Here is an 18,456-nt window from a genome sequence, read left to right on the forward strand (position 1 = left end):
CTATCTTTCCTCAGATCTTTCCCAATGATTTGAGCCCCTTAACCTAAATTTTACGATGAAACGATATCTTGCTACGGGACAAACTTAATTAAATCGTAGGTCAAAAAAAAATATTATGTTGAACCAATATACACGCCGTATCGTTTCCTTCGCATCTGTTGGCGCACTAACTGTCACTCTTGCAGCTTGTGGTAACGGAGGAAATCAAGCCACCGATGGCGGGCAAACCAATAACGGGGGTGGCTCTGAACTCAGTGGATCAGTTGCCATTGATGGCTCTAGCACCGTGTTCCCCATTACTGAGGCAATGGCTGAAGAATTCCAAGGTAAATTTCCTGATGTTCGAGTAACTGTGGGCGTTTCTGGAACGGGGGGCGGTTTCAAAAAATTCTGTAACGGTGAAACTGATATCTCTGATGCGTCTCGCCCCATCAAAGAAGTAGAAAAAGAAGCCTGTGCCGAAGCTGGAATTGAATATATTGAACTTCCTGTTGCCTTTGATGCGATTTCTGTTATTAAAAATCCTGAAAACGACTGGGCTGAGTGCTTAACCACAGAAGAACTCGAAACCATGTGGAGACCCGAAGCACAAGGTGAAATCAACAACTGGCAGCAAGTTCGTAGCAGTTTCCCTGATCGAAAATTAAGCCTTTATGGGCCTGGGGTTGACTCGGGAACATTTGACTACTTTACCGAAGCCATTGCGGGTGAAGGCGGTGCAAGTCGCGGTGACTATACAGCAAGTGAAGACGATAACGTCATTGTACAAGGGGTCATTAGCGATGAAGGTGGCTTAGGATATCTCGGCTTAGCTTACTACGAAGAAAACCAAGATAAGTTAGCAGCCGTAGAAATTGACGACCAAAACCCAGACAACGGAGAAGGCTGCATTCCTCCCAGTGCTGCCACTGTTGAAGAAGGCACGTATCAACCTTTAGCACGCCCCATCTTCATCTACGTCAGCAAATCAGCAGCAGAAGAAAAACCGCAAGTACAGCAGTTTATTGAATTCTACATGGATTCAGCGAACCGTGAGCTAGTAACAGAAGTCGGTTATGTTGCCCTCAGTGACAGCATTTACGAAAAAGCACTCACCCGCTTCAATGAACGTAAAACAGGCACTATCTTTGAAGATGGTTCCACTGTTGGTGTCAAGCTCAATGAAGTGCTTTAATCTTAAATGATTTGACATTAATCACAAAAAGGGGTCAGTCCATCAGCGACTGACCTGAGAACGAGCCTTTTTCTAACACCTATTATGAGGAGCAATGACAGGTAATCAAACTGAAAACCTATTCCAGCCTAATCGCGGTTTTAGTAAACTTAGCGAGCGAGCCGTTGTTTTTCTCTTCGGCTTTTTTGCCCTGATCTCCATTATGACAACCTTGGGGATTGTGCTAACTTTAGCCTCGGAAACATTTGCCTTTTTCCAAGAAATTCCGCTATGGCGATTTCTCACCGATACGGAATGGACTCCTTTATTTGTTAATCCTCAATATGGAATTTTTGTTCTGTTGAGTGGGACATTTTTGACTTCTGTAATTGCGATTACTGTGGCTTTGCCCATTGGGTTACTCTCGGCAATTTACTTGAGTGAATACGCACCCACAAAAGTCCGTCGTTTGATTAAACCAGCCTTAGAAGTCTTAGCAGGGGTTCCCTCGGTTGTTTTCGGTTACTTTGCGCTGCTTTTTGTGACACCATTACTACAAAGTTTTATTCCCAACTTACAGGGTTTTAATGCGTTGAGTGCGGGTCTGGTGATGGGGATTTCAATTACGCCTCTTGTGGGTTCAATCAGTGAAGATGCCATTTATTCTGTCCCCCAAAGTTTACGTCAAGGGGCTTATGCAATGGGTTGCACGAAAAAAGAGGTCGTGATTGGGGTTGTGATTCCAGCAGCTTTATCGGGAATTGTTGCTTCCTTTATCCTAGCCATCTCACGAGCAGTGGGAGAAACAATGATTGTAACGGTTGCTGCAGGACAAAACCCAACCTTAACCCTGAATCCTTTCGTGTCGGTGCAAACGATGACTTCGTTTATTGTTCAGGTGAGTTTAGGAGATGCGCCAACAGGGACGCTTGCCTACAACACTTTATTTGTGGTTGGTACAACCTTATTCTTAATCACACTCCTACTGAATGTCTTTAGTTTCTGGTTTGTTCGTAAATTTAGGGAGAAATACGAGTAATGACAACTGCTGATCCCATGAAAGAGCAGGTAAGCTCACAATTTCAAACGTCTCTAGCGAAACGTTACCAGCAGGGTAATATTTTTCGTATTGTCAGCATGATCGCGACCTATATTGGTTTAGTGGTCTTGGCTGTGTTATTAATTGATGTTCTAGTTGATGGTATTGGCAATCTTGACTGGAGCTTTTTGGCTAACTATCCTTCCCGTAAACCAGAACAAGCTGGATTTCTCTCTGCTTGGGTGGGAACCATCTGGCTGATGGTGATTACTGCCATTGTGTCTTTTGTCGTTGGCGTTGGCTCAGGAATTTTCTTAGAAGAATTTGCAGCAGACACTTGGTATGCTAAAGTGATCGAGGTCAATATTGGTAATTTAGCTGCAGTTCCTTCCATTATTTATGGTTTGCTGGGCTTGCAAGCCTTTGTTCGGGTTATGGAACCTCTCACTGGCGGGCGGACAGTATTAGCAGGTTCGCTAACGATGTCCTTGCTGATTCTGCCGATCATTATTGTTTCCACTCGTGAAGCCCTCAGAGCAGTTCCAAATAGTTTAAGACAAGCGGGAATGGCACTGGGTGCAACTCGTTGGCAAGTGGTCCGAGAACAAGTGTTTCCCCTTGCCTTTCCAGGAATGCTGACAGGAACGATTCTTGCGCTTTCTCGTGCGATTGGAGAGACTGCGCCGTTAATTACAGTGGGAGCTTTAACTTATATTGCTTTTCTGCCTCCAGCTTGGCCAATTTGGGAGGGCTTAAGAACGCCGTTTACGGTGATGCCCATTCAAATTTTTAACTGGGTATCCCGTCCCCAAGAAGAGTTTCATGCAGTGGCTGCTACTGGAATTATTGTTCTGATGGTGGTGTTACTACTGATGAACTCCATTGCCATTTTCCTCCGTAACAAATTTCAGAAAAAACTTAATTAAAATCATCGTCTTTCAATATTGAGGACAAAACAATGACAAGTGATCCCCAAGTTTCCCAACCCTCGAATAGCGCTCAGGTTAATGATCCTGTTTTAAGAGCAGCCAATGTTAATGTCTATTATGGTTCAACTTTAGCCGTGCGTAATGTCAATATGGACATTCATGCCAATGAAGTGACGGCTTTGATTGGTCCATCTGGTTGTGGTAAAAGTACTATTCTTCGCTGCTTTAATCGTCTCAATGATTTAGTGGCTGGGGCGAGAGTGGAAGGAAAAATTACTTATCACGAGAAAGATTTATATGCCAAAGGCGTTGATCCTGTAGAAGTACGCCGTCGCATTGGCATGGTTTTCCAAAAGCCTAACCCCTTCCCGAAGTCTATTTATGAAAATATTGCTTTTGGAGCGCGGATTAATGGCTACCAAGGGGATATGGATCAACTCGTGGAACAAAGTCTCAAACAAGCTGCATTATGGGAAGAGGTGAAGGATAAGTTAAAAGAAAGTGGTTTATCCTTATCGGGTGGACAACAACAGCGTCTCTGTATTGCCAGAGGGATTGCGATTCAGCCAGAAGTGATTTTAATGGACGAACCCTGTTCAGCACTTGACCCCATTTCCACACTTCGCATTGAGGAGTTAATTGCGGAGTTAAAAGAAAAATATACCATTGTGATTGTGACTCACAATATGCAGCAAGCCTCACGGGTGTCGGATCGCACTGCTTTCTTTAATGCTGAGCCCACTGAACACGGAAAACAAGGCTATCTGGTGGAATATAACGATACTCAGTCTATTTTTCAGAATCCAGCAGAAGAAGCCACTCAGCAGTATGTTAGTGGGGCGTTTGGTTAAAGAGAATTCCTTTTGCCAGTTCAAAAGCCGTTACCGTAAATGATCGGTGACGGTTTTTATTCTCTCCGATTTATGATGAAGATAGAAGATTCATCAATCAAAGGAGACGATTGTCAATCGAGACCATTCACGGCAACCTGAAGGGATTAAAATCAAGCCAGCTTAAACAACTGCAACGGCTATATCATCAACGTCAACCGCGCGATCGCGCAACTACTCCAGAATTTGCTCAGCGTGTGGCTGCAATTAGTACCGATATTAATCAGCCTGTTTCGGCATACATTAACCGTCGCGGACAGGTGATTCGGGTGGGGGTCGGTAGCCCCAGAGAAACCCAAATTCCGCCCTTGGAACTGCCCCGTTATGGGGCAAAGCGCTTATCAGGGATTCGTTGTGTCACTACGGCTTTAAAGTCAGATCCGCCGAAAAAGCCGAGTTTAACTGCAATGGTGTTACAACGGTTAGATGTATTAGTGACGTTAACGTTGACAGGACAGGGGTTTCAACGTCGCGGAGGGGGTGCAACGGGTTATGTGGAATCGGCTTATTTAGCCCATCTTGCCCCAGAATCTGACCCCAACCGAGAGCAAGGATTATATTGGACGGTTTCACCGCCATTAAGTCTAGATGTGGTCACGCAACAGGATTTTCTGGATTTAGTCGAGGGCTTAGAAGCCGAATTTGAGCGAGAATATGTTGCCCAACAAGTTGATATTTCTCATCAGCGTGTAGTAGTTGTGGGCTTGATGACAGCAGATTTAGATCATCAACAGTTTGCAGATGGTTTAGCGGAAGTTACTCGTTTGGTGGATACCGCAGGTGGGGAGGTGTTACAGACAATTACTCAGCGTCGCAGTCGCCCGCACCCACAAACCGTGATTGGTGCTGGGAAAGTCCAAGAAATCGCGATCGCGGTGCAGACATTAGGGGCGAGTTTAGTAGCGTTTGATCAAGATTTAACCCCCGCCCAAGCCCGAAATTTAGAACAAGAGATTGGGGTGAGGGTGATAGACCGCACTGAGTTGATTCTAGATATTTTTGCCCAAAGAGCGCGATCGCGCGCTGGGAAATTACAAGTGGAACTGGCGCAACTGGAATATCTCCTTCCGCGTCTGGTGGGGCGAGGAGAAGCCATGTCTCGCTTAGGAGGCGGAATCGGCACCCGTGGACCTGGGGAAACGAAATTAGAAACCGAACGCCGTCGCATTCAAAAGCGGGTATCACGGTTACAGCAAGAAGTCAACCAACTGCAATCGCATCGGTCTCGAATGCGCCAGCAGCGACAAAAACAAGAAGTTCCCACCATTGCAGTCGTCGGTTATACCAACGCGGGAAAATCCACCTTACTCAATAACCTCACCCATGCTGAGATTTACGCCGAAGACCAGCTATTTGCGACCCTTGACCCGACCACGCGCCGTCTCAACGTTCCCTGTCAGGGTGAAATGAAAACCATCTTACTCACCGATACCGTGGGTTTTATTAAAGAACTCCCGCCAGCCCTGATTGATGCCTTTCGCGCTACTTTAGAAGAGGTGAGTGAAGCGGATGCTATGTTGCACGTAGTGGACTTATCTCATTCTGCTTGGGAAAGCCAAATTGAATCGGTGAGTAAAATTTTAGAAGCGATGCCAATTATGCCACCCGAGAGTTTATTAGTCTTTAACAAGATTGATCAAGTTGACTCTGAAACCCTCAGCTATGCAAAAGAGCATTTTCCAGAAGCCGTTTATATTTCCGCAGAAAAGAGATTAGGCTTGGAAACGCTAAGGGAAAAGATGGGAGAAATGATTATCAATGCCTAGCTTAACTCATTTCGAGCATCCGTTGAATAGGTTTTAAGGCCCTGATACGAATATCTTCAGAAAGCATCACTTCTGGTTGACGATGTTTCATTGCGAGATAGAGTTTTTCTAGGGTATTCAAACGCATATAAGGACATTCATTGCACGCACAATTATTCATCGCAGGGGCTGGAATAAAAGTCTTATTCGGGGTTGCTTTTTCCATTTGGTGAATAATCCCTGGTTCCGTGGCAACAATAAACTCAGATTGATCACTTTCTTGAGAATACTTGAGCAGAGAAGTGGTGGAACCGATATAATTGGCGTGACGTAAAACGGGTTCTTCGCATTCGGGGTGGGCGATAATTTCTGCTTCGGGATGAGTGGTTTTAAGCTGGACAATTGCTTTTTCAGAGAAGGTTTCATGAACAATGCAGCTTCCTTCCCATAACACTAAATCCCGTCCTGTTTGCTGCATCACATAGCGTCCTAAATTGCGATCTGGGGCAAAAATAATCGGCTGATCTTCAGGAATTTGATTAACAATTTTCACCGCATTAGAACTGGTGCAAATAATATCACTCATCGCCTTAATTTCGGCGGTGCAGTTAATATAAGAAATCACTAAATGATCGGGATATTTGGCTCTAAATTCTGCGAACTCCTTGGGAGGACATCCTTCTGCTAAGGAACATCCTGCATCTAAGTCTGGAAGTAAAACTAGCTTATTTGGGTTGAGAATTTTTGCAGTTTCCGCCATGAAATGAACCCCAGCGAAAACAATCACATCTGCATCGGTATCCGCTGCTTTTTGAGATAACCCGAGGGAGTCGCCAATGTAGTCAGCAACGTCTTGAATATCTCCCTCTTGGTAATAATGGGCTAAGATGACCGCGTTCAGTTCTTTTTTGAGGGTATCGACAGCCGTCACTAAGTCAGTGGGAATAGAATTTGCGTTTGATTTTGATTTGGCGAAAGCAGTTGTAAACACAGTTGTGTAGGATTTCTTGAATTATAGTTACTTGTACCAAATATTATAGTTAAATTTACCAAAATTGTCAGGTCGGGGCTTGGGCGATTACAATTGCTCGCAGGGGTGCAGGATAGCCTTCAATGGTTTTACTGTGATCATTGGGATCTAAAAAGTTTTCTAAGGAATGAGACGTAATCCAATCTGTGCGTCGTTGTTCTTGAATGGTGGTAGGCGTGACATCAATTAAGTTGATCTCGGTAAAGCCACATTGGTCTAACCAAGCGGTTAACGTGGCACAATTGGGAAGTGACCAGACATTCCGCATCTGGGCGTAGCGTTTTTCTGGGATCAGAACATTCGTATAGTCTTCTGGAATGACAATGGTTTCTAAAACCAATTCTCTCCCTGGTTTGAGGCTGTTGCGTAAGGTTTGGAGATGGTTAAGCGGCGATCGCTGATGGTAAAGTACCCCCATGGAGAAAACAGTATCAAAGGCTCGTAAATTTTCTGGAAGATGCTGCACGCCCAAAGGAAGCACATAAGCATTGATTTCGGGTAAATAACGCTTGATCACTTCGTATTGCATCGTGTAGAGAATAGAAGGATCTAAACCGACGACTAACTTTGCGCCCATTCCCAGCATTCGTAAGGCATAATAGCCGTTACCGCAACCGATATCTAAAACGGTTCGATCTTTGAGAGGCGTAATCTGATCCGCTAGTCTTTCCCATTTCCAGTCGGAACGCCACTCCGTATCAATATACACCCCAAATAAGTCGAGTGGACCTTTGCGCCAAGGAAGAAGTTGTTTTAAGCCTGTTTCTAGCTGTTGATAACTTTCTTCGTCTGTATCGCCTTTGCAACCAATAATGACCCGATCTTTTAACTCTACCCGACTGGGCTTTAAACTAGGGAGATGATGAACGGCTTCCTGCCATTGTAAAAAATGTCCATTGCGTTTCGGTTGTAAGGCGGTTTCAACCTCTTGGGGAAGGGTGTCTAGCCATTCTCTCGCTGGTGAGTTTAGGAGTTGATCGTATAACGGTTGATAATGAAACATAGGTCGCTTTTGCCAATCGAGGTCTTATTATGAGCCTTGCTGAGTCGATTTTTCAAAATACTCCATCCTCTAGCATTAGTCTAGATCCCCATGCTTTGAAACACTGGACGAGAGAGGACTACCATCGCATGAGCGAATTCGGTATTCTTGATCCAGAAGAGCGTACCGAACTTATCGCGGGACAAATTACTCTCATGGCAGCAAAAGGAACAAGCCATGTGACAGCATTACATCTTCTCGCTAATACCCTGCGGGAACAATTGGGGAATGAAATGTTAGTGCGAACCCAAGATCCGATTCAACTGGATGATTTTTCTGAACCCGAACCCGATCTTGCCATTGTTGAAGGGTCAGTTTTAGATTATGTTGAACACCATCCCCGTCCCGATCAAGTTTATCTCTTAGTTGAGGTTGCAGATACGACACTGAAAACCGATTGCGAAATCAAAGACAAACTGTATGCTTTAGCCAATATTCCAGACTATTGGGTTTTAGATGTCAAAAACCGTCAGCTTCATATCTTTCGTCATCCTACCGCTACAGGTTACACTAGCCATTTTATTCTCTCTGAACCCAATCAGACTTCACTTTTAGGATTTCCTAATGTTACGATTACTCTCTCTGCGATTCTTCCTCCCAGTTAAATAAGTTATGACGAATGTTGGCGATAAAATTGAAGCAGAAAATTCACGTTGGTCATTTAGTGGGGAAATCAGTCAACACTTTGATCAACATATTAAGAAGTCGATTCCTTTTTATGAAACCAGCCATGAATTAGGGATTAATATTTCTGATTTTTTCTTAAGTGATGGGTCTGTCTGTTATGATTTGGGTTGCTCCACGGGAACTTTACTCGCCCGTTTAGCAAAGCATCATCAAGGAAAGCGAGTGCAATTTATTGGCATTGATGTGGAAGCGGAAATGGTCAATTATGGCCAAAATGTCTGTCAAAGTTTCGCTAATATTGAAATTCGGAATGAAAGTTTAATTGATTTAGATCTAGAAAAAGCGGATTTAATTATTGCTTACTACACCATGCAGTTTATTAAGCCCAAACATCGTCAAGTTTTATTTGATCGCATTTATGAAGCATTAAATTGGGGAGGGGGCTTTCTGTTATTTGAAAAAGTTCGCAGCCCTGATGCGCGTTTTCAAGATATGATGACTACGCTTTACACGGATTATAAATTGGATCAAGGCTATTCAGGCGATGAAATTATTGCTAAAAATAGAAGTTTGAAAGGGGTGTTAGAACCATTTTCTCATGAGGGGAATTTGGGATTATTAGAAAGAGCGGGGTTTGTTGATATAACAACGGTGATGAAATATATTTGTTTTGAAGGTTTTTTGGCGATCAAATAACTTGGAGCAGGTCAGAAAAAATGATTGTTGCTACGTTTTATAGTTGATTGAGTAGTGGTAGGGTGGGCATTGCCCTACTTTTAAATAGCCATAAAGACACAAAGGAGGTAAAAAATGATTGTTGCTACGTTTTATAAGTTTGTTGAGTTAGATCAGTTAGAAGAGTTACAAACTAAGCTCAAGATGTTTTGTGAAAATCATGGCGTTATGGGAACAATTCTTTTAGCAGAAGAAGGAATTAATTCTACAATTGCGGGTGAGAAAGAAAGTATTGAGCAGTTTTTTCATTTACTAAAAGAAGATGAACGCTTAGCAGATATTCAACCCAAGTTAACAGAAACCGATGAAATGCCTTTTGTGCGGTTGAAGGTCAAAATCAAACCTGAAATTGTCACCATGGGCGTTGAAGAAATTGAACCTGCAATTACGACAGGAAAACATATTGATCCCAAAACTTGGAATCAAATTATTTCTGATCCAGAGGTGTTAGTGATTGACACTCGTAATGAGTATGAGTATAAAGTGGGGACGTTTCATAATGCGATTTCTCCCCAGACAAATAGTTTCCGCCAATTTCCTGAATTTGTGGAAGAAAATCTTGACCCGAAAAAGCATAAGAAAATTGCTATGTTTTGCACGGGAGGGATTCGTTGCGAAAAAGCCAGTGCTTATTTAGTGAAACAAGGATTTGAAGAAGTTTATCAACTCAATGGCGGAATTTTGAATTATTTAGAAACCGTTTCCTCGGAAGAATCTTTATGGGAAGGGGAATGTTTTGTGTTTGATCAACGAGTTGCGGTTACTGAGGATTTAGAAACGGGAAACTATGAACTCTGTTACGCTTGTAGCCAGCCTTTATCCCCAGAAGATCGGCAATCGGAAAAATATGAACCAGGAATTTCTTGCCCATATTGCTATGATCAGTTAACGGAAAAACAGCGCGATCGCTGCAAGGAACGTCGCCGACAACAGGAACTTGCCAAACAACGCAATCAAAAGCACGTTGGCGCAAAACTGCAACAGCATTAATTTTGATCTCTCACTTTTGGTCACTGTTGCAGCAGATGTTGTTGCACAAAATTCGTATAAACATCCCCCTCTAAAAAGGCTGGCGTTTCCAGAATTTTCTGATGAAAACTAATCGTTGTGGTGACACCTGTAATTGCACATTCTCGTAAGGCGCGTTTCATCCGTTTAATCGCTGCATCTCGCGTGGGACCCCAAACAATTAACTTTCCAATCAGAGAGTCATAATACGGGGGGATTTCATAATCGGTATAAACATGAGAGTCCATTCTCACCCCTGGCCCTCCTGGGGGAAGATAACCGCTAATTCGTCCAGGTTGGGGGCGAAAATCATGATCAGGATCTTCGGCGTTAATGCGACATTCAATGGCGTGACCTCGAATCTCGACATCTTTTTGACGAATGCTCAGTTTTTCTCCTTGTGCAATGCGGATTTGTTCAGCAATTAAATCTAATCCCGTTACCATCTCTGTCACTGGATGTTCCACTTGGATGCGGGTATTCATTTCCATAAAATAGAAGTTACCGTGAGCATCCAACAAAAATTCCACTGTTCCCGCACCGACATAGTTAATCGACTGGGCAGCTTTTACCGCTGCTTTCCCCATTTTTTGACGTAGGCTTTCATCTAAAACGGGACTGGGGGATTCTTCCAGTAATTTTTGGTGGCGACGCTGAATCGAACAATCTCTTTCTCCTAAATGCACCACATTGCCGTAACTATCAGCAAGAATTTGAAATTCAATATGACGGGGACGTTCAATAAATTTTTCTAAATAAACGCCACTATTACCAAATGCTGCTTCTGACTCTCCCTTCGCAGCTTGAAAAAGTTTACTGAGTTCTCCCTCATGGTGGACTAAACGCATCCCACGTCCGCCTCCCCCTGCTGTTGCTTTCAACATGACTGGAAAGCCAATGTCTCGCGCCACCCGATAAGCGGTTGTTTCATCAGCAAGCAAGCCATCACTCCCAGGAACAACAGGAACACCTGCTTTTTGCATTGTTTCTTTCGCCGTTGATTTATCCCCCATGGCTCGAATAGAAGCAGGAGTGGGTCCGATAAATTGAATATGATGATCGGCACAAATTTCAGAAAATCTTGCGTTTTCCGCCAAAAAACCATAGCCAGGATGAATCGCCGTTGCATTTCGCGTTAAAGCAGCAGCAATCAGATTGGGAATATTGAGATAACTTTTACTCGATGGGGGTTCTCCAATGCAGACACTTTCATCCGCCAGTTGCACGTGCAGAGCGTTTCGGTCAATGGTGGAGTGGACGGCAACGGTAGCAATGCCGAGTTCTTCGCAACTATGTAAAATCCGCAGGGCAATTTCCCCACGATTGGCAATTAAAATTTTAGAAAAGGACATTTCTAACGATGAATGCAAATAAAATGTTGGTTTTTTCTTGAATGCAATAACTCTAACCAGTGACCTTTATCAGACAAGTGCGATGAACCTCTCCCGCCATCAGCAATCATGAATTATAAATGGTTTCGTCTTCGACGCGCCAAGCAGGATCCACCATACAGACAAAAACTAATGGTTCATCGCCACAATTATGCACGTACTGACGAGCATTGGGGGGAATATAAATCGCATCTCCAGGCTCAATGCGTTGGGTTTCTTCATCAATATGCATCTCTCCTTGACCTTGGATAATGTAATAAACCTCAGAGGTCGTTAAGGAGTGAGGAATTGAAGTTTGACCCACAGGGACGATCGCGTGCGCCAGACTATATCGCAGGGCTAACGGTTGCTTATCGGGATGCAATAGTTCCCGTAAAATCGTGCCGTCACCGGCGGTAAATTCTTCACATTCTTTGAGTTTTCTCACTAACATAGATTTCCGATTTCCTTATTATTCCTTAATCTAGGAGTGGGGCGTGTAATCTTGGCAATTAATGGCTTGCTCTGTATTGGCAATCAACGGCTGAATGGTGCATTTCAGTCGGTGATCATTGGTGAAAAACTGACAATTGGTACAGGGAATTTTGTGCATGGTTTCACCGCGTTGAATCGCACTATAAGTTGCACTCAGCAACGTCCACGCGAGTACGAGAATGAACCCCCAAGCCAGAACAAAGCATAGGGGAATGATAAAGGGTTGTAGCAGTGAGAGTAGGGAGTTGATTAAAGTAAACAAAACAAAACTAAGGATAGATTGCGTTTGTTGGTCAATCACGCTCAGTGAAAATTACCAATTCTCTATCCTATCACAAAGCATCCCGAGAAAAAGCAGCACCGATTCAGACACTGATTTTTTCTCTCAGTTGAGACAGTTGCTGTTGGTTAAAGATCCGTTTGAGTAAGGCTGCTGCTGCTTCTGGTTCAGCAGGAATTAAGACTTGGGGGGTGGGGGTATTAGCAAGACTCTTGAGGGTGTCGCTAATATTGATTTGTTCGGGTTGATCGAGTTCTAAGCAATCAGCCCCTTGTTTGAGTTCTTGAATGACGACGGGGGCGAGGGTGTTGTAGGAATGTTTGGGATTAGCGATCGCGCTTTTGCCAGTTTCCACTAATTTTGTCCAGTTGGCGTGATCGGGAGCGAGATTTTTGGCGCGATCGCAGGTGTTCCACAAGGTTTCCCGGGTCTCAGCGTTATCTTCCCCTCTAAACAATTGCAGCATTTCCCGTAACAAGGGTCGGATTTCCGCAAGGGGAGTCGCGGTCTCTGCTTGTGCTGGAGCAGCAATGGTTTCTGTTTCTTCTTGGTTTGAGTTGTCTCCAATGTCGGCTATAACTGCTTCCACATCCGCACATTGATCTAAATGTTGCTGTAATTCCTTAAACTGAGATTCTGCTCCTTTGACCAGTTCTTTCCCTTGCGCTTCACTTAAGCCCTCTGGCGATTCCAAACGGGTGATTAGATCTTTGAGCACATCAAACGCCGAGAGAAAAAGCGATTCGAGCTTTTCGTCAACATTAACAGTGCCGTCGCGAAAGACTTTAAAGGCATCTTCTAGGCGGTGGGCTGTTTTTTGGATACTCCCATACCCTAACATGGCTCCGCCTCCTTTAATGGAGTGGGCTGCTCGAAATAAATCATCCACTTGTTCTGAATCTTCAGAAGCTGTGGAAAGATTCAGTAATCCATTTTCTAAGGTTTCTAAATGTTCTTTGGCTTCTTCAATAAAATATCCGAGGATACGTTGTTGATTATCACTCATAGTAACCTGACCTTGGCTAGACCCCAACGTTTCTATCCTACCCTGTTCAGGTGACGAGATAACTGTTCCAAGCCGTGACTGACCCTTGGGTTTCGTCTTCTGGCGATCCCGAAGCGGTTCGGTCTGGAATCAATAAACGCCAGGTTTTCCCTTCCGCTTGGCGTTGGAGATAAATATCAAATTCATTTTGCTTTTGGGTAATGTCTTGGCGCGGTAAAATTAACTTGAGGGTATAAGTGCCACTCACTTCATAAGTTGCTAAATCAGCAATATAGATCGGCTTCAGTTCCTTGACTTTCAGATTTTTGACTTCAAAGTCAGTGGGGGTGGCGCGATCGAGTTGTGTTGTGAGGCGATCTTCAGTTAAAGTCAGTTTCCGCGCGATCGCGCTTCGGATAATCTCTCGCCCAGGTGCTAATCCTTTCGGGGGTGTATTCCCCCCACAAGCGGTTAACCCCACCACCAGCAGTAAAATCAAAAATCCCTTGAGCCAACTGAAAGCAAACTTCATTCCACTCCGAAAATTTCATCAGCCAAAACTCTAAGATAACCTAAAAATCCCCCTCGCTTCATCATTGAATATATTAAGATATTTGACAACTTGCTTCTTGAAATCAAAAATAGATCATTCGTTGTCCACGAATTTAGGACTTGTAGAAAGACACAATCGAACATGAAAATAGCAGTCACCAAAGAAATCGAAGTGGGAGAGCGTCGAGTGGCGTTAATCCCTGATGTTGTCTCCCGTTTAGTCAAACAAGGCTGGGAGATTGAAGTGGAAGCTGGGGCAGGGGAATCCGCATTTTTCCCTGATCGCGCTTATGAAGAAGCGGGTGCAACCATTGTCGCGGATAAAGCGACCCTCTGGCAAAATGCGGATATAATTACTAAGGTTGCTCCCCTCAAAGAAGAGGAACTCCCCTTACTGCAAAAGGGCAAGTCAATCATTGGCTTACTAGATCCTCTCGGCAAGCCTGAATTAATCCAAACTCTTGCTGAGAAAGGAGTGGACAGCTTTGCCTTAGAATTAATGCCTCGTACCAGTCGTGCCCAAAGCATGGATGCGTTATCTTCGCAAGGAAATATTGCAGGATATAAAGCCGTTTTACTCGGTGCAACCGCCCTGCCGAAGTTCTTCCCCATGTTGACCACCGCAGCAGGAACGATTCGCCCTGCTACTGTCTTTGTCATTGGCGTTGGTGTTGCGGGTTTACAAGCCATTGCCACGGCTCGTCGTCTGGGGGCTTTAGTGGAAGCCTTTGATATTCGCCCAGAAGTGAAAGAACAAGTGCAAAGTTTGGGTGCAGAGTTCGTGGAAATGAGCGTTGAGGAAGAAACCACCACCAAAGACGGTTACGCTAAAGAAGTTTCCAAAGATGCGAAACAAAAATCCCAAGAACTGATTGCCAAGCACGTCGCCAAAGCTGATGTAGTGATTACGACAGCGCAAGTACAAGGGAAACGCGCTCCACAACTGGTTAGCAGTGACATGATCAAAGAAATGAAGCCAGGTTCTGTTATTGTTGACCTTGCAGGAGAACAAGGCGGAAACTGTGAACCGACAGAAGCGGGGAAAGATATCCAAGTCGAACCTGGAGTCACCGTCATCGGCCCCATTAACCTTCCGTCTTCCTTACCGATTCACTCTAGCCAGATGTACAGTAAAAATGTTTCCACACTCTTGCAATATCTGGTGAAAGAAGAACAAATTCAACTCGATTTTGAAGATGATATCATCGACAGCATTTGTCTGACGCATAACGGTGAACTTCGGAGTCAGCGCCTGAAAGACATCTTAGCGACGAAAACCGAATCGAAAGTCTAAATCCGCGAGGAAATTAACTATGGAAACAACACTCATCGCCAGTTTGTTCGTATTTGTACTGGCTGCCTTTGTGGGATTTGAAGTCATCAACAAAGTCCCCCCAACCTTACACACTCCCCTCATGTCGGGTGCAAATGCCATTTCTGGAATTACCGTGATTGGGGCAGTTCTCATCGCGGGAGCGGGTGGTAATAGCACGGTGACAACCACAATGGGCTTTATCGCGGTCATTTTAGCCACAATCAACGTTGTTGGTGGCTTTTTAGTGACAGACCGTATGTTACAGATGTTCAAAAAATAAGGAGGCTTAATCGTCAGTGAACGAGTTAACAGCAGTTTTACCGACAGGGATTCAAATTAGCTACTTAATCGCTGCATCCCTATTTATTCTCGGCTTAAAGAAACTGGGTTCCCCAGCAACCGCCCGTAACGGGAACGTTTTATCTGCCACTGGGATGCTACTTGCCGTAGTCGTTACCCTGTTAGATCAACAAATTCTCAATTACCAATGGGTTCTCATTGGAGTGGCGGTTGGTTCTGTGATTGGTGCGATTATTGCCAAAACCGTTGCCATGACAGCAATGCCCCAAATGGTCGGCTTCCTCAATGGGTTAGGAGGGGCTGCCTCAGCATTGGTTGCGATGGGCGAATTTTGGCGATTAGTCCACTCCGAAGCAGGAGTTCCCCTTGATGCAACGATTACTGTCATTCTCGGTATTTTCATTGGTGGGGCAACTCTCACTGGTAGTTTAGTCGCAGTTGGCAAGTTACAAGGCATTATTACTGGGAAACCTGTGACCTTCCCTTTACAGCAACCCCTTAACATCGCGATCGCGGGTGCATTTATTGTCAGTAGTGCGTTCTTAATCATCAACCCTGCGGATCAAGCTGCATTCTTTACCATGATTGGACTCGCCAGCTTGTTCGGAATCCTCTTTGTCCTCCCCATTGGCGGGGGCGATATGCCTGTTGTGATTTCACTTTTAAACTCTCTGTCTGGTTTAGCTGCCAGTGCTGCAGGTTTCGTGGTCATGAACAATATGCTAATTATTGCGGGGGCGTTAGTCGGTGCATCAGGTTTAATCCTCACCGAGATCATGTGTAAAGGCATGAACCGTTCCTTAATTAGCGTCCTCTTTGGCGCATTCGGTGGCGGTGAATCTGGTGGAGTTCCTGGTGCAGGTGGTGCCGATTTAGGAGATAAAGTCGTCCGCAGCATTGGTTCTGAAGAAGCTGCGATGATGCTGCGCTATGCCCGTTCGGTGGTGATTGTTCCAGGTTATGGGATGGCAGTTGCTCAAGCCCAACAAGCGATTCAGGAATTAGCGATTCTGCTTGAACAAGGAGGCGTTGAAGTCAGATATGCCATTCACCCCGTTGCGGGAAGAATGCCTGGACACATGAACGTTTTATTGGCGGAAGCAAATGTGCCTTACACGCAACTCTATGATATGGACGACATTAACCCACAGTTTGAACAAACGGATGTGGCGTTAGTGGTCGGTGCAAATGATGTGGTGAATCCTGGGGCGCGTCATGACCAAGGAAGCCCTATTTATGGAATGCCGATTTTAGAGGTGGATAAGGCAAAACAAACTATTGTCATTAAGCGGAGTTTAGGAACTGGCTTCTCTGGGATTCAGAATGAACTCTTCTTCAAAGATAAAACGACAATGCTCTTTGGGAGTGCCAAAGATATGCTGACGCAGTTGGTGTCTGAAGTGAAACAACTTTAGATCTGTTATCTCATCTTTGTTGTCTCCGCTCCAGTTTTTTGCTGGAGCTTTTTTAGTTGAAATCGTGTTAAGATTTGAGACAATTTGATTTCACCTTAAAAAGTTGGCTTTTAGAAATACAGCCAATTACTAGAGTATTAGTGAAAAAAACAATGCCTACTGATCATCAGCCTGATCCTGCATACACATACTATAAACTTGGACAAGCGTTGGCTCATGAAAAACGCTGGCAAGAGGCGATCGCGCAATATCGCAAAGCCCTAGAACTCAATCCCAACTTGAGTGACGCTCGTCGTGGTCTCGAAGCCCTTTTGCAAAAAAGCTCAACTCCTTCTGCTCCTGCTCAAAAGCAACCCCAAGCTGCTTTCATGCCAGAAAAAACGCCAGAGGGTCAACAGTATCGTCAGCAATGTCAATACTATGCTCGCAACAAACAGTGGCAAGAAGCAGGGCAAGTTCTACAAAAATTGCTTGAAGTGGAACCCAGCTTTGAGGCTTATCGAGATTTAGCAAGGGTTTATCAATATCTCAACCAGACAGAGGAAGCAACTAAGACTTGGTATCAAGCCTTTCAGTTTAACCCAAAGCAACCCACTGCTCAGCAGCATCTACAACTTGGCAATACATTCGCCAAACAAAAACAATGGGAACCCGCCATTCATTGTTATCAGTGGGCAATCGAGCGTGACCCCAATTTAGTTCTAGCCCATCGTAATTTGGGAATGGCCTTCGCTCGCCAAGAAAAATGGTCAGAAGCGGTGGCAGCTTGTCGGCGCGCGATCGCGCTGAATGACCAATCAGCACTGGTGTATCAAGAGTTGGCCGTTGCATTAGAACGTCAAGAGCAGTGGGAAGAAGCCATTGCTAGTTATGAGCAAGCAATCAAACGGCAACCTGATGATCTCTCCCTAGTTGAACCCTTATTGAACCTCCTTGAAAAACGGCAAGACTGGGAACAATTGGAAACAGTTTGTCGGCAAGGGATTGAACAAGATTCTCAGATTGCAAGATTCCATCATTTGTTAGGAGATGCGTTACTACACACTGAACGCTACGAAGAAGCGGTAGCAGCGTATCACAATGCTATCTCACTGAATGCTAATTTTTCTTGGTCTCATCATAATTTAGGTGATGCGTTATTCAAATTAGAGCGTTGGGAAGAAGCTATAGAAGCCTATCGCAGCGCGATCGCGCTTAAAGATGATTTTGCGTGGTCTTACTATCATTTAGGTGGGGCAGCCTTGGAACTGGAACGTTGGGAAGAAGCCTTAGAGGGATTGCAACAAGCGGTTCAACTAGACGAGGAGCTACCAGCAGTTGAGGAATTGCTGGGGGATGCGTTGCGGATGCGGGCAAAAGCAGATCTGAAAAAGGCAGTTGATTATTATCGCAGCGCGATCGCGAAAAATCCAGATCATGAGAAGTTATATCACAAGGCTTTGGATGCCAAGCCCGATGATTCCGATCTCTACCACCAGTTGGCAACACTCTTGGAAAACAAGGGCAATCATCAAGCTGCATATATTATCAATAACTTTGTCTGATG

19 protein-coding genes are annotated in these 18,456 nt (G+C 44.5%); 12 read left to right on the forward strand and 7 right to left on the reverse strand.

The genetic code is table 11. The features are described from left to right. The first annotated feature begins 115 nt into the window (after positions 1 to 115). The 5 genes from PCC7418_RS16135 to hflX all read left to right on the forward strand — a co-directional run bounded on the left by PCC7418_RS16135 (position 116) and on the right by hflX (position 5,777). Positions 116 to 1,174 carry a PstS family phosphate ABC transporter substrate-binding protein gene (locus PCC7418_RS16135; protein WP_015227257.1) on the forward strand — a complete coding sequence of 353 codons (1,059 nt, stop codon included), beginning with the start codon at positions 116 to 118 and terminating at the stop codon, positions 1,172 to 1,174. Positions 1,175 to 1,268: 94 nt separating this feature from the next. Continuing rightward, positions 1,269 to 2,192 (forward strand): phosphate ABC transporter permease subunit PstC, encoded by a 924-nt coding sequence (gene pstC, locus PCC7418_RS16140; protein ID WP_015227258.1) that lies wholly within the window; start codon positions 1,269 to 1,271, stop codon positions 2,190 to 2,192. After that, positions 2,192 to 3,118 carry a phosphate ABC transporter permease PstA gene (pstA, locus tag PCC7418_RS16145; RefSeq protein ID WP_015227259.1) on the forward strand — a complete coding sequence of 309 codons (927 nt, stop codon included), beginning with the start codon at positions 2,192 to 2,194 and terminating at the stop codon, positions 3,116 to 3,118. The genes pstC and pstA overlap by 1 nt, the downstream gene beginning before the upstream one ends. A gap of 32 nt (positions 3,119 to 3,150) precedes the next feature. Further along, positions 3,151 to 3,972, forward strand: a complete 822-nt coding sequence (gene pstB / locus PCC7418_RS16150) for a phosphate ABC transporter ATP-binding protein PstB (RefSeq protein ID WP_015227260.1) — start codon at positions 3,151 to 3,153, stop codon at positions 3,970 to 3,972. Between the two features lie 110 nt (positions 3,973 to 4,082). Next, entirely contained in the window at positions 4,083 to 5,777 is a 1,695-nt protein-coding gene (hflX, locus tag PCC7418_RS16155) for a GTPase HflX (RefSeq protein WP_015227261.1), read from the forward strand. 1 nt (position 5,778) lies between these two features. On the opposite strand, the gene nadA is transcribed toward hflX, so the two are convergent. After that, positions 5,779 to 6,747, reverse strand: a complete 969-nt coding sequence (nadA, locus tag PCC7418_RS16160; protein WP_015227262.1) for a quinolinate synthase NadA — start codon at positions 6,745 to 6,747, stop codon at positions 5,779 to 5,781. Between the two features lie 67 nt (positions 6,748 to 6,814). Continuing rightward, entirely contained in the window at positions 6,815 to 7,789 is a 975-nt protein-coding gene (gene cmoB / locus PCC7418_RS16165; protein WP_015227263.1) for a tRNA 5-methoxyuridine(34)/uridine 5-oxyacetic acid(34) synthase CmoB, read from the reverse strand. 29 nt (positions 7,790 to 7,818) lie between these two features. Between cmoB and PCC7418_RS16170 the strand changes: the two genes are divergently transcribed. The 3 genes from PCC7418_RS16170 to PCC7418_RS16180 all read left to right on the forward strand — a co-directional run bounded on the left by PCC7418_RS16170 (position 7,819) and on the right by PCC7418_RS16180 (position 10,180). Continuing rightward, positions 7,819 to 8,433 (forward strand): Uma2 family endonuclease, encoded by a 615-nt coding sequence (locus tag PCC7418_RS16170; protein ID WP_015227264.1) that lies wholly within the window; start codon positions 7,819 to 7,821, stop codon positions 8,431 to 8,433. Positions 8,434 to 8,440: 7 nt separating this feature from the next. Then, the gene (locus PCC7418_RS16175; RefSeq protein WP_015227265.1) at positions 8,441 to 9,151 is read left to right on the forward strand and encodes a methyltransferase domain-containing protein; all 711 of its coding nucleotides are present in this window, start codon (positions 8,441 to 8,443) and stop codon (positions 9,149 to 9,151) included. Between the two features lie 114 nt (positions 9,152 to 9,265). After that, entirely contained in the window at positions 9,266 to 10,180 is a 915-nt protein-coding gene (locus PCC7418_RS16180; RefSeq protein WP_015227266.1) for a rhodanese-related sulfurtransferase, read from the forward strand. A gap of 20 nt (positions 10,181 to 10,200) precedes the next feature. On the opposite strand, the gene accC is transcribed toward PCC7418_RS16180, so the two are convergent. From accC to PCC7418_RS16205, 5 genes are all read right to left on the reverse strand, one after another. Further along, a complete protein-coding gene (accC, locus tag PCC7418_RS16185) occupies positions 10,201 to 11,550 on the reverse strand; it encodes an acetyl-CoA carboxylase biotin carboxylase subunit (RefSeq protein WP_015227267.1) in 1,350 nt (449 codons plus the stop codon). A 106-nt stretch (positions 11,551 to 11,656) separates the two neighbouring features. After that, positions 11,657 to 12,022 (reverse strand): cupin domain-containing protein, encoded by a 366-nt coding sequence (locus tag PCC7418_RS16190; RefSeq protein ID WP_015227268.1) that lies wholly within the window; start codon positions 12,020 to 12,022, stop codon positions 11,657 to 11,659. Between the two features lie 30 nt (positions 12,023 to 12,052). Further along, positions 12,053 to 12,223, reverse strand: coding sequence for a hypothetical protein (locus tag PCC7418_RS21010; RefSeq protein WP_235620712.1), 171 nt, complete (start codon positions 12,221 to 12,223; stop codon positions 12,053 to 12,055). Positions 12,224 to 12,428: 205 nt separating this feature from the next. Further along, positions 12,429 to 13,349, reverse strand: coding sequence for an Hpt domain-containing protein (locus tag PCC7418_RS16200; protein ID WP_015227270.1), 921 nt, complete (start codon positions 13,347 to 13,349; stop codon positions 12,429 to 12,431). Positions 13,350 to 13,395: 46 nt separating this feature from the next. Next, entirely contained in the window at positions 13,396 to 13,860 is a 465-nt protein-coding gene (locus PCC7418_RS16205) for a hypothetical protein (protein ID WP_015227271.1), read from the reverse strand. 162 nt (positions 13,861 to 14,022) lie between these two features. On the opposite strand from PCC7418_RS16205, the gene PCC7418_RS16210 reads away from it, so the two are divergent. The 4 genes from PCC7418_RS16210 to PCC7418_RS16225 all read left to right on the forward strand — a co-directional run bounded on the left by PCC7418_RS16210 (position 14,023) and on the right by PCC7418_RS16225 (position 18,454). Then, on the forward strand, positions 14,023 to 15,174 hold the full coding sequence (locus PCC7418_RS16210; protein WP_015227272.1) for a Re/Si-specific NAD(P)(+) transhydrogenase subunit alpha: 1,152 nt from the start codon (positions 14,023 to 14,025) through the stop codon (positions 15,172 to 15,174). Positions 15,175 to 15,193: 19 nt separating this feature from the next. Further along, entirely contained in the window at positions 15,194 to 15,475 is a 282-nt protein-coding gene (locus tag PCC7418_RS16215) for an NAD(P) transhydrogenase subunit alpha (RefSeq protein ID WP_015227273.1), read from the forward strand. Between the two features lie 16 nt (positions 15,476 to 15,491). Further along, positions 15,492 to 16,910, forward strand: coding sequence for an NAD(P)(+) transhydrogenase (Re/Si-specific) subunit beta (locus PCC7418_RS16220; protein WP_015227274.1), 1,419 nt, complete (start codon positions 15,492 to 15,494; stop codon positions 16,908 to 16,910). A gap of 152 nt (positions 16,911 to 17,062) precedes the next feature. Next, positions 17,063 to 18,454, forward strand: coding sequence for a tetratricopeptide repeat protein (locus PCC7418_RS16225; protein ID WP_015227275.1), 1,392 nt, complete (start codon positions 17,063 to 17,065; stop codon positions 18,452 to 18,454). Positions 18,455 to 18,456: the final 2 nt, after the last annotated feature.

The sequence above is a fragment of the Halothece sp. PCC 7418 genome (assembly GCF_000317635.1).
Lineage (GTDB): Bacteria > Cyanobacteriota > Cyanobacteriia > Cyanobacteriales > Rubidibacteraceae > Halothece.

Excerpts from the sequence above, each read along its gene's own strand:
- PCC7418_RS16205 (WP_015227271.1), bottom strand. The coding sequence starts at position 13,860 with ATGAAGTTTGCTTTCAGTTGGCTCAAGGGATTTTTGATTTTACTGCTG.
- PCC7418_RS16210 (WP_015227272.1), top strand. The coding sequence starts at position 14,023 with ATGAAAATAGCAGTCACCAAAGAAATCGAAGTGGGAGAGCGTCGAGTG.
- pstB (WP_015227260.1), top strand. The coding sequence starts at position 3,151 with ATGACAAGTGATCCCCAAGTTTCCCAACCCTCGAATAGCGCTCAGGTT.
- PCC7418_RS16170 (WP_015227264.1), top strand. The coding sequence starts at position 7,819 with ATGAGCCTTGCTGAGTCGATTTTTCAAAATACTCCATCCTCTAGCATT.
- PCC7418_RS16190 (WP_015227268.1), bottom strand. The coding sequence starts at position 12,022 with ATGTTAGTGAGAAAACTCAAAGAATGTGAAGAATTTACCGCCGGTGAC.
- PCC7418_RS16225 (WP_015227275.1), top strand. The coding sequence starts at position 17,063 with ATGCCTACTGATCATCAGCCTGATCCTGCATACACATACTATAAACTT.
- pstC (WP_015227258.1), top strand. The coding sequence starts at position 1,269 with ATGACAGGTAATCAAACTGAAAACCTATTCCAGCCTAATCGCGGTTTT.
- pstA (WP_015227259.1), top strand. The coding sequence starts at position 2,192 with ATGACAACTGCTGATCCCATGAAAGAGCAGGTAAGCTCACAATTTCAA.
- PCC7418_RS16200 (WP_015227270.1), bottom strand. The coding sequence starts at position 13,349 with ATGAGTGATAATCAACAACGTATCCTCGGATATTTTATTGAAGAAGCC.
- PCC7418_RS16180 (WP_015227266.1), top strand. The coding sequence starts at position 9,266 with ATGATTGTTGCTACGTTTTATAAGTTTGTTGAGTTAGATCAGTTAGAA.
- cmoB (WP_015227263.1), bottom strand. The coding sequence starts at position 7,789 with ATGTTTCATTATCAACCGTTATACGATCAACTCCTAAACTCACCAGCG.
- PCC7418_RS16175 (WP_015227265.1), top strand. The coding sequence starts at position 8,441 with ATGACGAATGTTGGCGATAAAATTGAAGCAGAAAATTCACGTTGGTCA.
- PCC7418_RS16215 (WP_015227273.1), top strand. The coding sequence starts at position 15,194 with ATGGAAACAACACTCATCGCCAGTTTGTTCGTATTTGTACTGGCTGCC.
- accC (WP_015227267.1), bottom strand. The coding sequence starts at position 11,550 with ATGTCCTTTTCTAAAATTTTAATTGCCAATCGTGGGGAAATTGCCCTG.
- PCC7418_RS16135 (WP_015227257.1), top strand. The coding sequence starts at position 116 with ATGTTGAACCAATATACACGCCGTATCGTTTCCTTCGCATCTGTTGGC.